General features: G+C 73.4%; 12 protein-coding genes. 11 read left to right on the top strand and 1 reads right to left on the bottom strand.

Going from position 1 to position 14,428, the window contains the following annotated elements:
• Window positions 1–142 precede the first annotated feature (142 nt).
• The 11 genes from Sfr03f_RS14275 (at window position 143) to gatB (ending at window position 13,152) form a co-directional block, all read left to right on the top strand.
• On the top strand, window positions 143–1,138 hold the full coding sequence (locus Sfr03f_RS14275) for an ABC transporter ATP-binding protein (RefSeq protein WP_108954275.1): 996 nt from the start codon (window positions 143–145) through the stop codon (window positions 1,136–1,138).
• Window positions 1,135–1,881 (top strand): ABC transporter permease, encoded by a 747-nt coding sequence (locus Sfr03f_RS14270; protein ID WP_108954274.1) that lies wholly within the window; start codon window positions 1,135–1,137, stop codon window positions 1,879–1,881. The genes Sfr03f_RS14275 and Sfr03f_RS14270 overlap by 4 nt, the downstream gene beginning before the upstream one ends.
• Before the next feature lie 118 nt (window positions 1,882–1,999).
• Window positions 2,000–2,539, top strand: a complete 540-nt coding sequence (locus Sfr03f_RS14265; RefSeq protein ID WP_108954974.1) for an LOG family protein — start codon at window positions 2,000–2,002, stop codon at window positions 2,537–2,539.
• A 27-nt stretch (window positions 2,540–2,566) separates the two neighbouring features.
• Window positions 2,567–3,256 carry an SDR family oxidoreductase gene (locus Sfr03f_RS14260; protein WP_108954973.1) on the top strand — a complete coding sequence of 230 codons (690 nt, stop codon included), beginning with the start codon at window positions 2,567–2,569 and terminating at the stop codon, window positions 3,254–3,256.
• Window positions 3,257–3,467: 211 nt separating this feature from the next.
• Complete coding sequence (locus Sfr03f_RS14255; protein WP_108954273.1) at window positions 3,468–4,472, top strand: methionine synthase; 1,005 nt, start codon at window positions 3,468–3,470, stop codon at window positions 4,470–4,472.
• A 14-nt stretch (window positions 4,473–4,486) separates the two neighbouring features.
• Window positions 4,487–6,772: an NAD-dependent DNA ligase LigA gene (gene ligA / locus Sfr03f_RS14250; protein WP_174721587.1), complete on the top strand. Its 2,286-nt coding sequence runs from the start codon at window positions 4,487–4,489 to the stop codon at window positions 6,770–6,772.
• 418 nt (window positions 6,773–7,190) lie between these two features.
• Complete coding sequence (locus Sfr03f_RS14245; RefSeq protein WP_108954272.1) at window positions 7,191–9,479, top strand: putative bifunctional diguanylate cyclase/phosphodiesterase; 2,289 nt, start codon at window positions 7,191–7,193, stop codon at window positions 9,477–9,479.
• Between the two features lie 111 nt (window positions 9,480–9,590).
• On the top strand, window positions 9,591–9,890 hold the full coding sequence (gene gatC / locus Sfr03f_RS14240) for an Asp-tRNA(Asn)/Glu-tRNA(Gln) amidotransferase subunit GatC (RefSeq protein ID WP_108954271.1): 300 nt from the start codon (window positions 9,591–9,593) through the stop codon (window positions 9,888–9,890).
• 2 nt (window positions 9,891–9,892) lie between these two features.
• Window positions 9,893–11,386 (top strand): Asp-tRNA(Asn)/Glu-tRNA(Gln) amidotransferase subunit GatA, encoded by a 1,494-nt coding sequence (gene gatA, locus Sfr03f_RS14235; RefSeq protein WP_108954270.1) that lies wholly within the window; start codon window positions 9,893–9,895, stop codon window positions 11,384–11,386.
• On the top strand, window positions 11,383–11,622 hold the full coding sequence (locus Sfr03f_RS14230; protein ID WP_108954269.1) for a hypothetical protein: 240 nt from the start codon (window positions 11,383–11,385) through the stop codon (window positions 11,620–11,622). The genes gatA and Sfr03f_RS14230 overlap by 4 nt, the downstream gene beginning before the upstream one ends.
• Window positions 11,623–11,637: 15 nt before the next feature.
• Window positions 11,638–13,152, top strand: a complete 1,515-nt coding sequence (gatB, locus tag Sfr03f_RS14225) for an Asp-tRNA(Asn)/Glu-tRNA(Gln) amidotransferase subunit GatB (protein ID WP_108954268.1) — start codon at window positions 11,638–11,640, stop codon at window positions 13,150–13,152.
• Between the two features lie 100 nt (window positions 13,153–13,252).
• On the opposite strand, the gene Sfr03f_RS14220 is transcribed toward gatB, so the two are convergent.
• Window positions 13,253–14,410, bottom strand: a complete 1,158-nt coding sequence (locus tag Sfr03f_RS14220; protein ID WP_108954267.1) for a PQQ-dependent sugar dehydrogenase — start codon at window positions 14,408–14,410, stop codon at window positions 13,253–13,255.
• Window positions 14,411–14,428: the final 18 nt, after the last annotated feature.

The following is a 14,428-nucleotide window of genomic DNA, read 5'->3' as shown; positions in this document are numbered from 1 at the left end:
GGGCCCCACCGAGATGATCAGCGCCCGCTGCTCCCAGGACAAGCCCAGGGTTCGATGGCCGTACCCCAGCGACTCCTTGGGTGAGGCCCCGCTTTCCGGAATCCCCCGGCGGTGCGCAGTGATCACCCCTAGGGTGCGCCCCATGACAACCAAGCAGGCGGGTGCGCCCGTTGTGGCGTTCAGGGGTGCCGTCAAGGACTACGGCGCCGTGCGGGCGGTCGACGCGCTGGACCTGGAGTTCACGGCCGGGGAGCGGGTCGCCCTGCTCGGCCGCAACGGCGCCGGGAAGTCGACGTCCATCGCCCTGATGCTTGGCCTCGACGAGCCCACGGCCGGGACGGTCGAACTCTTCGGGGGAGCGCCGCGTGACGCGGTGGAGGGCGGCCGGGTCGGAGCGATGCTCCAGGACTTCAAGCCCGTCTCCCGGATCACCGTCGGGGAACTGGTCGGCTTCGTGGGCTCCGCCTACCCGGCGCCGCTGCCGGTCGCCGAGGTGCTGGAGCTCGCCGGGATCGCCCACCTCGCCAAGCGCCGCGTGGAGAAGCTGTCCGGCGGCCAGATCCAGCGGGTCTGCTTCGCCGTCGCGCTGGCCGGCGACCCGGACCTTCTGGTCCTGGACGAGCCCACCGCGGCGCTGGACGTGCAGGCGCGCCAGGAGTTCTGGCGGTCGATGCGCGCCCTTACCGACCGCGGCAAGACGGTGCTGTTCTCCACCCACTACCTGGAGGAGGCGGACCGCAACGCCGACCGGATCGTGATGATCGACCGCGGCCGGCTGATCGCCGACGGCGGCAGCGCCGAGATCAAGCGGACCGTCGGCACCGGCGTGGTCGCCTTCGACGCGGTGGACGGCACGCTCCCCGAGGGCGTCGCGGCGCTGCCCGGAGTGCGGACCGCCGAGGTGCGGGACGGCAGGGTCCGGCTGCGGACCACCGACCCGGACGCGACCACCATCGGTCTGGTCGGGCTCCTGACACCGCGCGGCCTGGAGGTCACCCAGGCCGGTCTCGAGGAGGCCTTCCTCACCCTGACGTCGGAGGCGTCGGAGGCCTCGGGGGCGGCCCGGACGTCCGGGAACCCGGCCTCCGTGCCCGCGGCCTCCGCCTCCGCCTCCGCAGAGAAAGGTTTCACCCGATGAGCGCCGGTACCGCGGTCGTCTCCCGTTACGTCGGTCTCGAGCTGAGGCGCACCTTCCGTGACCTCGGCTTCGTGATCTTCGGCATCGGCACCCCGGTGCTGATGTACAGCATCTTCACCTCGGTGGGCGACCAGGACCAGGCCGCCGGCGGCTGGGACGTCCTCGCCATGGTCGGCATGGCCTCCTACGGCGCGCTGGGCGCCGCCCTGACCGCCGGGTCGGCCGTCGCCGAGGACAAGGCCAACGGCTGGCTGCGGCAGCTGCGCGTCACCCCCCTCACCCCCGCCCAGGTGGTCGCCGGACGGACGCTGACCGGGTCGCTGATGGTGCTTCCGGCGGTGATGGCGGTCCTGCTCACCGCCCGCCTGCTCAACGGGGTGGACCTGGCGCTGTGGCAGTGGCTCGCCCTGACCGGGCTGCTGTGGCTGGGATCGCTGCCGTTCACCATGCTCGGCATCGCCAACGGCTACCTGCTCTCCCAGCAGGCCGCCAACGTCACCAACGTGACCTGCAACCTGGCGCTCGCCCTCATCGGCGGACTCTGGTTCCCCCTCACCGAGTTCCCCTCCGGCCTGGCCGCCGTCGGCGAGTGGACCCCCGGGTACCTCTTCGCCCGGCTCGGCCACGACACCGTCGCCGGTCACGCCCCCGGCCTGGTCACGGTGGCCGGGCTGGCCGCCTGGCTGCTGCTCTTCGGGGCGTACGCGGCGCACGGCTACCGCAGGGCGGGCCGCCGCGCCTGACCGGCCGGCCCGCGGTGACCGCGACGGGCGGCCCCCCAGCGGCCCCCGCGGGCCGCGGCTGGCGTCCCCGGCGGTGGGCCCGGGGGTGGTCCCGGGGCGAACGAGTACGGTGAACGGCATGAACATCTGCGTCTTCCTCTCCGCCGCCGACCTCGACGAGAAGTACACCCGGCCCGCCCGGGAGTTCGCCGAGCTCATCGGACGGGGCGGCCACACCCTGGTGTGGGGCGGTTCCGACTCCGGCCTGATGAAGGTGGTCGCGGACGGCGTGGAGGAGGCCGGCGGCGGTCTGTACGGCGTCTCCGTCGACTTCCTGGCGGCCAAGGCGCGACCGGGCCTGGACACCATGGTCGTCGCCAAGGACCTGGCCGAGCGCAAGCGGCTGATGCTGGAGCGCGCGGACGCCGTGGTGATCATGGTCGGCGGCACCGGCACGCTGGACGAGGCCACCGAGATCATGGAGCTGAAGAAGCACGGGCACACCGAGATGCCGATCGTGCTGCTCAACACCGCGGGCTTCTACGACGGGCTGCACCAGCAGTTCCTGCGGATGGAGGCCGAGGGCTTCCTGTTCCGGCCGCTCACCGAGATGCTCTTCTTCGCCGAGGAGCCGCTGGGCGCGATGGCCTACCTGGAGGAGAGCCTCGGGCACCTCTGACGGAGGCCGGATGCGAGCATGGGGCACATGGCAACTCATGTGATCACCGGCGCCGGCTCCGGCATCGGCGCCGCCGTCGCCCGCCGGCTCCTGGAGCGCGGCGACGAGCTCGTGCTGCATGCCCGCGACGCCGGCCGGGCCAAGGAGCTCACGACCCGCTTCCCCGGGGCGCGCACCCTGGTCGGCGACCTGAACGACCCGGACAAGCTGTCCTGGGCCTTCTCCCACCAGACCCTGCCCGAGCGGATCGACTCGCTGCTGCACATCGCCGGCGTCGTCGACCTCGGGCCGGTCGGCGACCTCACGCCCAAGGCGTGGCGGCACCAGCTGAACGTCAACCTGATCGCCCCCGCCGAGCTGACCCGGCACTTCCTTCCGCAGCTGCGGGTCGCCAAGGGGCACGTCGTCTTCGTCAACTCCGGCGCCGGGCTCGCAGCCCACGCGCACTGGTCCGCGTACGCCGCCTCCAAGCACGGCCTGAAGGCGCTCGCCGACTCGCTGCGCCAGGAGGAGCACGGCAACGGGGTGCGGGTCACCTCCGTCTACCCCGGCCGGACGGCCACGCCCATGCAGGCCAAGGTCCACCAGCAGGAGGGCAAGGAGTACGACGAGGCCCGCTGGATCGACCCGGAGTCGGTGGCCACCACCATCCTCATGGCCCTCGACCTGCCCCGCGACGCCGAGGTCAACGACCTCACCGTCCGCCCGGGCCGCTGACCCCACCGTCCGGCAACTCCTGCCGACCGGTCCCCTGCGCGGGCGGTGCCGTGCCTCCGCCGCCTGCGCGGGCCGCGCCTCACCCCTGCGGGCGGCCGGGCCGCCCAGCGCAACGATTGCCCGCAGTGACGCGGCTCCGTCCGCCGTGCGGGCCCGGTGACGCGGTGGCCCCCTGGCACCGCCGCCCCGCACGTTTCCGTACCCTTCCGACGTGAGCGAAAAGCGCAGGTACACCTTCGGGGCCGCCACCGGGGTCGGCTCCCTCCCCGGCGAGGACGCGCAGGAGGCCGCGAAGACCGCCGTCGGGTCCTTCGAGACGTTCGCGTTCCTCCCCGAACTGCCCGCCCGCGGCCCGGGCGCCGACATGATCGGCCGGACCGCGGGCCTGCTGGTCGAGATGTACGCCCGCGTCGAGCCCAGCGGCTGGCGGCTCGGTGACCGCCCCGGCCGCGACACCCGCCGCGCCCACGCCTGGCTGCGGCAGGACCTCGATGCCCTCGAGGAGCACACCCAGGGCTACCAGGGCCAGTTGAAGGTCCAGGCCGTCGGGCCGTGGACGCTCGCCGCCGCGCTGGAGCTCAGGAACGGCGAGGCCGTCCTCTCCGACCCGGGCGCCTCCCGGGACCTGACCGGCTCCCTCGCCGAGGGCCTGCGCGACCACCTCGCCGCACTGCGCCGCCGCGTGCCCGGCGCCGAGATCGTGCTGCAGCTCGACGAGCCCTCCCTCACCGCCGTGCTCCGCGGCCAGGTGCGCACCGCCAGCGGCTACCGCACCCACCGCGCCGTCGACCGGCAGGTGGTGGAGGCCGCCCTGCGCGAGGTGATCGGCGTCCACGACGGGCCCGTCGTCGTCCACTCCTGCGCCCCCGACGTCCCCTTCGCCCTGCTGCGCCGCTCCGGCGTCGCCGCGGTGTCCTTCGACTTCTCCCTCCTCACCGAGCGTGACGACGACACGATCGGCGAGGCCGTGGAGGACGGCATGCGGCTGTTCGCCGGAGTCGTGCCGGGAACCGACGCCCCGTTGTCGGACCCTGCGGGTAGCGTCATGGGTGTCAGGACGCTCTGGCGCAGGCTGGGGCTGCGTCCGGGACTGCTCCCGGAAGCGGTCACGATCACGCCTGCGTGCGGACTCGCGGGGGCCACCCCCGGGTACGCGCGCAAGGCGCTCGCGCATTGTGTCCGGGCGGCGACATCGCTCGCGGACAACCCAGAGTGACGGGAGGACCGACAGTGGCCGGCGACCAGCAGGCGAACACGGCGGACGGCGTGGCGGGCGCCACGCCGGAGAGTGCGGTGCCCAGCGAGGCCCGGGACCGGCACGCGCAGCTCGCCGAGCAGATCGAGGAGCACCGCTTCCGTTACTACGTGAAGGACGCGCCCGTCGTCAGCGACGCGGAGTTCGACAAGCTGCTCCGCTCGCTCGAGGCGCTGGAGGAGGAGTACCCCGAGCTGCGCACGCCCGACTCGCCGACCCAGAAGGTCGCCGGGGCGTACGAGACGGAGTTCACCGCGGTCCGGCACCGCGAGCGGATGCTCTCCCTGGACAACGCCTTCGACCCCGAGGAACTCGCCGCGTGGGCCGACCGCGTGGCCAAGGAGATCGGCGCCTCCGCCCACCACTTCCTCTGCGAGCTCAAGGTCGACGGCCTCGCCGTCAACCTCACCTACGAGCACGGCCGCCTCACCCGCGCCGCCACCCGCGGCGACGGCCGCACGGGCGAGGACATCACGCCCAACGTGCGCACCATCGCCGAGATCCCCCACCGGCTGCACGGCGACGACCTGCCCGACCTGGTGGAGATCCGCGGCGAGGTCTACTTCCCGATGGAGGCGTTCGCGGAGCTCAACGCCCGCCTGGTCGCGGCCGGCGACAAGCCGTTCGCCAACCCGCGCAACGCGGCGGCCGGTTCGCTGCGCCAGAAGGACCCCAAGATCACCGCCACCCGCCCGCTGCACATGGTGGTGCACGGCATCGGCGCCCTGGAGGGCTACCGCGGCTCGGGGATGTCCCGGCTCTCCGAGGCCTACGACCTGCTGCGCTCCTGGGGCCTGCCCACGGCCCGGCACAACAAGGTGGTGGGCGACCTCGAGGGCGTGCGCGCGTTCATCGCCTATTTCGGCGAGAACCGCCACTCCGTGGAGCACGAGATCGACGGTGTGGTCGTCAAGCTCGACGAGATCCCGCTGCAGGGCCGCCTCGGCTCCACCTCGCGCGCGCCGCGCTGGGCGATCGCCTGGAAGTACGCGCCCGAGGAGGTCAACACCAAGCTGGTCAACATCCGCGTCGGCGTCGGCCGCACCGGCCGCGTGACGCCGTACGCGCAGGTCGAACCGGTCACCGTGGCCGGCTCCGAGGTCGAGTTCGCCACCCTGCACAACCAGGAGGTCGTCAAGGCCAAGGGCGTCCTCATCGGCGACACGGTGGTGCTGCGCAAGGCCGGCGACGTCATCCCGGAGATCCTCGGCCCGGTCGCCGACCTCAGGGACGGCAGCGAGCGGGAGTTCGTGATGCCCGCCGAATGCCCCGAGTGCGGCACGCCGCTGCGGCCCATGAAGGAGGGGGACATCGACCTGCGGTGCCCCAACGCCCGCAGCTGCCCGGCCCAGTTGCGGGAGCGCCTGTTCTACCTGGGCGGCCGCAAGGCGCTCGACATCGAGCACTTCGGCTACGTCGCCGCCGCCGCGCTCACCCAGCCGCTGGAGCCCTCCGAGCCGCCGCTGCGCGACGAGGGCGACCTCTTCGACCTCACGGTCGAGCAGTTGCTGCCCATCAAGGCGTACGTCCTGGACAAGGACAGCGGCCTGCCCAAGCGGGACCCGAAGACCGGCGAGGACAAGATCGCCACGGTCTTCGCGAACCAGCAGGGCGAGCCGCGCAAGAACGCCCTCGCCATGCTGGAGAACATCGCCGCCGCCAAGGAGCGGCCGCTGGCCCGCGTCCTCACCAGCCTCTCCATCCGTCACGTCGGCCCGGTCGCCGCGGAGGCGCTGGCCCGCGAGTTCCGCTCGCTGGAGCGCATCGAGGCGGCCACGGAGGCCGAGCTGGCCGCCACCGAGGGCGTCGGGCCGATCATCGCCGCCTCGCTCAAGGAGTGGTTCGCCGAGGACTGGCACCAGGAGATCCTCCGCAAGTGGCGCGCGGCCGGCGTCCGCACGGAGGACGAGGCCACCGGTGAGGACGAGGGTCCGCGCCCGCTGGAAGGCCTGACCGTCGTGGTCACCGGGACGCTCGCCGGGTACACCCGGGACGGGGCCAAGGAGGCCCTGGTGAGCCGGGGCGCCAAGGTGACCGGCTCGGTGTCGAAGAAGACCTCCTTCGTGGTGGTCGGCGACAACCCCGGGTCCAAGTACGACAAGGCGATGCAGCTGAAGGTGCCGGTGCTCGACGAGGACGGGTTCGGGGTGCTGCTGGAGCGGGGCCCGGACGCCGCCCGAGAGGCGGCCCTCCCCGCCGAGGGGGCCGCGGGAGCCGAAGGGGCCGCGGCGGCCGAGGGGGCTGCCGAGGACGCCGGGTAGCGGCCCGGGTGCGGCACCGGGGCGCCGCCCTCGCACAGAGTCGTGCGGGGCCGGCGACCGTGCCGGCCGGCGACCGTGCGGGTCGGCGGCCGACGGCGGTGCGCACCGGCGGCCGTGCGGGCCGGAGAGCGTGTGTGCCGAGGCCGTGCCGGCCGGAGGCCGGGCGCGCCGGGCCGTGCGAACCGGTGTGGAACGGGCCTTCCGGGCGGGTCGGGTGCAAGCGGGCAACCGCGGGTGACCGGTGCCCAGGAGGCCGTCCGCCGCCTACTGTTGGGGTGGTGCACCGACCGCCCCCCGGCGTCGGGGCACGCCCACCGCTGCGGGAACCGCCGCGGAGCAGAGGGTTCGGACACGCGCGGCCGCGAGGCCGCGCACCGGCCGTGCGGCGTGGCGCCGCCGGCCGGGAGAGGGACGGGGTATGGAACCGACCGAGAACGCCGCGTCGGGCCCTGGGCTGCGCGCACGCGTGACGGGCGCCCTGCGGCGGTCGTTCTCCCGGCTCGCCCCCACCCCCGCGGGCCGTCCCGACCCGCCCGGCGCGCCCCCTGCGGCCCGCCCGGTCCCCGCGCCCGCGCCCTTCGGCGGGCAGCGGACGGGCGCCGGGCCCGCCACCCTCGCGGCCGTCCCCCTCGTCCGCCCCGCGTCCACCGTGCGCCGGGACGTCGGCGAGGACGGCGACCGGCAGTTGTCCGCCTGGCCCGTCCTGCCCGTGGTGGTCGTCGCCGCCGCGGGCTTCGTGCTCGGGGCCGGGTTCTACCGCGCCTTCTCCGGCCCGCACGCCCTCTTCCCGCCCGGCGCGGTCGGCTGGTCGCTGGCCCTGCTCACCGGCGTGATCGTCGGTCACCTGGTGCTGCTCGGCCGGACCCGCTGGTGGGGCGGCACCGGAGCCGGCGCCGCCCTCACCCTCGCCGTCCTGCTGCTCTACGGCTGGGTGCCGGCCGGCCTGGTCAGCCTCACCGTGGTCGTCTTCTCCGGCATGGCCCGCAGACGCAGCAGACTCCAGAACCTGCTGTACGGCGCCGTCGACATCCTCGGCATCGCCGTGGGGGCCATGGTGCTTGCCCTGTTCGGCGAGTTCCCCTCCGTCGAGGCCCCCTGGCAGGCGCAGTACTGGAGCGGATCCGTCGCGCCCGCGGTCGCCGCGGTGGCCGTCGCCTACCTGGCCGTGACCCGCGTCCTGCTCTGGCACCTCCGGGCCCCCTGCGGCGACAGCCTCCCCGTCCTCACCCGCACCGACGTCACCCGGCAGGGGCTGCTCGCCGCCGCCCTGTTCGGCATCGCCCCGCTGATGTGCGTGGTGGCCTCCGTGCAGCCGATGCTGCTGCCGCTCTTCGCCATCCCGCTGATCGCCCTGGACCGCACCCTGTGGATGGCCCGGGCCCGCGCCGAGGAACAGCTGCGCGACCCGCTGACCGGCCTGCCCAACCGTCAGTGGCTGCTGGAGCGCACCTGGAGCGCCCTGGACGACGCCGAACGGATGGACGCCCGGACCGCCCTGGTCCTCATCGACCTCGACCGCTTCCGCTCGGTCAACGACACGCTCGGCCACCTGGCGGGCGACCGCCTGCTGGTGCAGACGGCCGACCGGCTGCGCCACGCCCTGCCCGACGGGGCCGAGGCCGCCCGGCTCGGCGGCGACGAGTTCGCCGTCCTGCTGCCGCTCACCGATTCCACCACCTCGGCCACCCGGGTCGCCCGCGTCCTGGTCGCCGAGCTGGGCTCCCCGCTCGACCTGGACGGCCTCACCCTGGTCCTGGAGGCGAGCGCCGGCGTGGCGCTCTTCCCCGACCACGCGCCCGACGCCGAAGGGCTGCTGCGCCGGGCCGACGTCGCCATGTACCAGGCCAAGCGGGACCGGACCGGGGTGGAGGCCTACGAGTCCAAGCGGGACTCCAACACCCCCGACCGCCTCGGGCTGCTGGGCGACCTGCGCAGGGCGCTCGACGCCCGCGAGGTCGAGCTCCACTACCAGCCCAAGGTGCGCTTCGACGGGCAGGTCGCCGGACTGGAGGCGCTGGTGCGGTGGGTGCACCCCGACCGCGGGAAGGTGCCGCCCGACGAGTTCATCGCCATCGCCGAGTCCTCCGGACTGATGCCGCACCTCACCGAGTACGTGCTGGAGACGGCCCTCGGCCAGGTCGCCCGGTGGCGGGCGCAGGGCCTGATGGTCCCGGTCGCCGTCAACGTCTCACCGCGTGACGTCCACACCCCCGGATTCGCCGGGTCCGTGGCCGCGCGGCTGGCCCGGCACGGCGTCCCGACGGGCTCCCTGCAGCTGGAGATCACCGAGCACGTGCTGCTGGAGGACCCGCAGCGGGCCGCGGACACCCTGGCGGCGCTCAGCGGCCACGGCGTCAAGCTGTCGCTGGACGACTTCGGCACCGGCTACTCCTCCCTGGTCCACCTGCGCCGGCTCCCGGTCAGCGAACTGAAGATCGACCGTTCCTTCGTGGCCAGGCTCGCGGTGGACTCCCAGGACGCCGAGATCGTGCGCTGCACGATCGACCTGGCCCACTCGCTCGACCTGCTGGTCGTCGCCGAGGGCGTCGAGGACGACGAGACCTGGGAACGCCTGCGGGACCTGGGCTGCGACGCGGTCCAGGGCTGGCTCGTCTCCGCTGCGATGCCGCCCGACGAGACCACCGCGTGGCTCAAGGCCCGGGGCGTCCGCCGCTCCCCGGCCGCCCTCGACCCGGGACGCGGCTGAGGGCGGCGGAGCGGAAACGGCTCCCCGGGGGAAACCGGTGCGTGCCCACGTGGCCGCGAGCCATAGGATTGGGGTCCACACCACAGAACTCTCACCCCAGAGGATCGCTGCATGCCTGGCATCACGCGCGAGGAGGTCGCCCACCTCGCCCGGCTGGCGCGTCTGGAGCTGAAGCCCGAAGAGCTCGACCACTTCGCAGGCCAGCTCGACGACATCATCGGCGCGGTCGCCCGCGTCAGCGAGGTCGCCGACCAAGACGTGCCCCCGACCTCCCACCCGCTCCCGCTGACCAACGTCATGCGCGCGGACGAGGTCCGTCCCTCGCTCACCCCCGAGCAGGCGCTCTCCGGCGCCCCTGCCCAGGAGCAGCAGCGTTTCAAGGTGCCGCAGATCCTGGGTGAGGAGCAGTAGTCATGACCGACATCATCAAGCTCACCGCGGCCGAGACCGCCGAGAAGATCGCCTCCGGCGAGCTCACGGCCGTCGAGGTGACCGAGGCCCACCTGGCCCGCATCGAGGCCGTGGACGAGAAGGTCCACGCCTTCCTGCACATCGACCGCGAGGGCGCGCTCGCGCAGGCCCGCGAGGTCGACGCCAAGCGCGAGCGCGGCGAGAAGCTCGGCCCGCTGGCCGGCGTCCCGCTCGCCCTGAAGGACATCTTCACCACCGAGGGCATCCCGACCACGGTCGGCTCCAAGATCCTCGAGGGCTGGATCCCGCCGTACGACGCCACCCTGGTCAAGCGCCTGAAGGCGGCCGACGTCGTCATCCTCGGCAAGACCAACATGGACGAGTTCGCCATGGGCTCCTCCACCGAGAACAGCGCCTACGGCCCGACCGGCAACCCCTGGGACCTGACCCGGATCCCCGGCGGCTCCGGCGGCGGCTCCTCCGCCGCGCTGGCCGCGTACATGGCCCCGCTGGCCATCGGCACCGACACCGGCGGCTCCATCCGCCAGCCGGCCGCCGTCACCGGCACGGTCGGCGTCAAGCCGACCTACGGCGCGGTCTCCCGCTACGGCATGGTGGCGTTCTCGTCCTCCCTCGACCAGGGCGGCCCCTGCGCCCGCACCGTCCTCGACGCGGCCCTGCTGCACGAGGCGATCGCCGGTCACGACCCGATGGACTCCACCTCCATCGACGCCCCGGTCCCGCCGGTCGTCGAGGCCGCCCGCAACGGCTCGGTCGCCGGCATGCGCGTCGGCGTGGTCAAGCAGTTCCGCGGCGAGGGCTACCAGGCCGGCGTGGTGCAGCGGTTCGAGGAGTCGGTCGAGCTGCTGAAGTCGCTCGGCGCCGAGATCGTCGAGCTGGACTGCCCGTCGTTCGACCTCGGGCTCTCCGCGTACTACCTGATCGCGCCCTCCGAGTGCTCGTCCAACCTGGCCCGCTTCGACGGCCTGCGCTACGGCCTGCGGGTCGGCGACGACGGCGGCAACTCCGCGGAGACGGTCACCTCGCTCACCCGCGAGGCCGGCTTCGGCGACGAGGTCAAGCGCCGCATCATGCTCGGCACCTACGCGCTCAGCTCGGGCTACTACGACGCCTACTACGGCAGCGCGCAGAAGGTCCGCACGCTGATCACGCGCGACTTCGAGAAGGCCTTCGAGCAGGTCGACGTGATCGTCTCGCCGACCACGCCGACCACCGCCTTCCCGATCGGCGAGCGCGCCGACAACCCGATGGCGATGTACCTCGCCGACCTGTGCACCATCCCCACCAACCTGGCGGGCAACGCGGCCATGTCGCTGCCCTGCGGCCTCGCCCCGGAGGACAACCTCCCGGTCGGCCTGCAGATCATCGCCCCGGCGATGCAGGACGACAGGCTGTACAAGGTCGGAGCGGCCGTCGAGGCCGCCTTCGTGGAAAAGTGGGGGCACCCGCTCCTCGAGGAGGCTCCGTCGCTGTGAACTCGCTGAAGAAGGCCAAGGGCTTCAAGAAGTCCCGCAACGGGACGTACCTGTCCATCGCCACCACCGCCTTCGGTGCCGTGACGGTCGTCAAGCAGATCCGCAGGGCCCGTCAGGAGAGCGACACACTGCGGCTCCTGGACGCCGCCGTCTCCGGCGTCGCCATCGTGACCGGCATCGCCCTGCTGCTGCGCGACCTGAAGCAGCTGGGCGACGACGACGTCCTGCTGGGCTGAGAGGGAAGTTACACCGTGACCACCACGACCGACCTGGTGTCGTACGAGGACGCGCTGGCGTCCTACGACCCCGTCATGGGCCTCGAGGTCCACGTCGAACTCGGCACCAACACCAAGATGTTCTGCGGCTGTTCGACCGCGCTGGGCGCGGAGCCGAACACCCAGACCTGTCCGATCTGCCTCGGCATGCCCGGCGCCCTCCCGGTCGTCAACGCGACCGGCGTGGAGTCCGCGATCAGGATCGGTCTCGCGCTGAACTGCGAGATCGCCGAGTGGTGCCGCTTCGCCCGGAAGAACTACTTCTATCCGGACATGCCGAAGAACTTCCAGACCTCCCAGTACGACGAGCCGATCGCCTTCGACGGCTACCTCGACGTGCAGCTGGAGGACGGGGAGACCTTCCGCGTCGAGATCGAGCGCGCCCACATGGAGGAGGACACCGGCAAGTCGACGCACGTCGGCGGTGCCACCGGCCGCATCCACGGCGCCTCGCACTCGCTGCTGGACTACAACCGCGCCGGCATCCCGCTGATCGAGATCGTCACCAAGCCCATCGAGGGCGCCGGTGAGCGCGCTCCCGAGGTGGCGCGGGCGTACGTGCGCGAGCTGCGCGAGCTCATCCGTGCCCTCGGGGTGTCCGAGGCCCGCATGGACAAGGGCCAGATGCGCTGCGACGTCAACCTGTCGCTGCGCCCGCACGGCCGGGAGAAGTTCGGCACCCGCAGCGAGACCAAGAACGTCAACTCGCTGCGCTCGGTGGAGCGCGCCGCCCGCTTCGAGATCCAGCGGCACGCGGCGGTGCTGTCCTCGGGCGGCACCATCGTGCAGGAGACCCGCCACTTCCACGAGGACACCGGGTCGACGACCTCGGGCCGCGTGAAGGAGGAGGCGGAGGACTACCGCTACTTCCCGGAGCCGGACCTGGTCCCGGTCGCCCCGTCCCGCGAGTGGGTCGAGGAGATCCGCGCCTCGCTGCCGGAGATGCCGCTGGCCCGCCGCAACCGGCTGCGCGAGGAGTGGGGCGTGTCGGGCACCGACATGCAGGCCATCCTCAACGCCGGCACGCTGGACCTGATCGTCGAGACGATCGACGCCGGCGCCGACGCGGCCTCCGCCCGCAAGTGGTGGATGGGCGAACTGGCCCGCAGCGCCAACGAGTCGGGTGTCGCGCCCGAGCAGCTGCCGATCACCCCCGCCCAGGTGGCGCGGGTGTCCGAGCTGGTCGCCAAGGGCGAGCTCAACGACAAGCTGGCCCGTCAGGTCATCGAGGGCGTGCTGGCCGGCGAGGGCGCGCCGGACGAGGTCGTGGAGAAGCGCGGCCTGAAGGTCGTCTCCGACGAGGGCGCGCTCGGCGCGGCCGTGGACGAGGCGATCGCCGGCAACCCGGGCGTCGCGGACAAGATCCGCGGCGGCAAGGTGGCGGCGGCCGGCGCGCTGGTCGGCGCGGTCATGAAGGCCACGCGGGGCCAGGCCGACGCGGCCCGCGTCAAGGAGCTCATCCTCGAGAAGCTCGGCGTCACCGAGGGCTGACGCCTTCCACCGACCCGTGACGCACGGCGCCCCGAGCCCTTTCGGCCCGGGGCGCCGTCGCGTCCCGCGCGGCCGCCCCCGCCCGCCGTGCCGCGGGCCGTCAGGTGACCCGGAGCTCCAGGACGCGGTCGTCGCCCTCGCGCGGTTCGCCCCGGGTGTCGGTGTTGGAGGTGACCAGCCACAGCCGGTCCCCGCCCGCCGCGACCACCGTCCGCAGACGCCCGTACTTCCCCTCCAGGAAGGACTGCGGCTTCGCCGACGCCTCGGTGCCGTCCAGCGGGACCCGCCACAACCGCTCGCCGCGCAGCCCGGCCAGCCACAGCGAACCCTCGGCGTGGGCCAGGCCGCTGGGGGAGGCGTCCTCGGTGCTCCACTGGGCGAGCGGGTCCCGGAACTTCCGGCCGCCGCCCTTGCCCTCCTGCTCGGGCCAGCCGTAGTTGCCGCCCGGCACGATGTGGTTCACCTCGTCCCAGGTGTCCTGCCCGAACTCCGCCGCGAACAGCCGCTGCCGGCCGTCGAAGGCCAGACCCTGCACGTTGCGGTGACCCCACGAGAAGACGGGGGAGTCCGGGAACGGGTTGCCCGGTGCGGGCTCGCCCTCCGGGGTCAGCCGGAGGATCTTCCCGCCGAGGGACTTCCGGTCCTGCGACAGGTCCTCCTGGCCCGCCTCCCCGGTGCCGACGTACAGCAGCCCGTCCGGCCCGAAGGCGATCCGCCCGCCGTTGTGCACGAAGGCCTTGGGGATGCCCCGGAACACCGTGTCCGGCTCACCCAGCTGCTGCCCCGCCGGGCGGTCCGGGCGGTAGAGCATCCGCACGATCCGGTTGTCGGACGCCGAGGTGAAGTAGGCGTAGAGATAGTGGTCCGAGGAGAAGCCGGGGGACAGCGCCAGCCCGAGCAGCCCGCCTTCGCCCTCGGGGGACACCCCCGGCACCTCGCCGACCTCGGTCTTCTTCCCGCTCCCGGTGTCGATCCGGGTGATCGTCCCCTCGTCGCGGGAGGCGACCAGCAGCGCGTCGTCGCCGAGCGCCGCCACGCCCCAGGGCGACTTCAGGCCGGTGGCGACCGTCCGCACCACCTCCACCGACCCCTTGGCCGGCGGCGTCCTCGGACCCGGGCTCGCCGACGGCGAGGGGGCCGCCGCCGCGCTGCTCGAAACCGGGGACGGCCCGCCCCCGTCACCGTCACCGGAGGAGCAGCCCGCCGTCAGCAGGAGCACGGACGCGGCCAGGGCGGTCGCGGCGGTCGGACGTCGCACGAGGAGGTCCCTTCGGTC

This window comes from Streptomyces fragilis, from assembly GCF_003112515.1.
GTDB classification, from domain to species: Bacteria; Actinomycetota; Actinomycetes; order Streptomycetales; family Streptomycetaceae; genus Streptomyces; species Streptomyces fragilis.
This window is presented reverse-complemented; position numbering and strand designations above follow the sequence as displayed.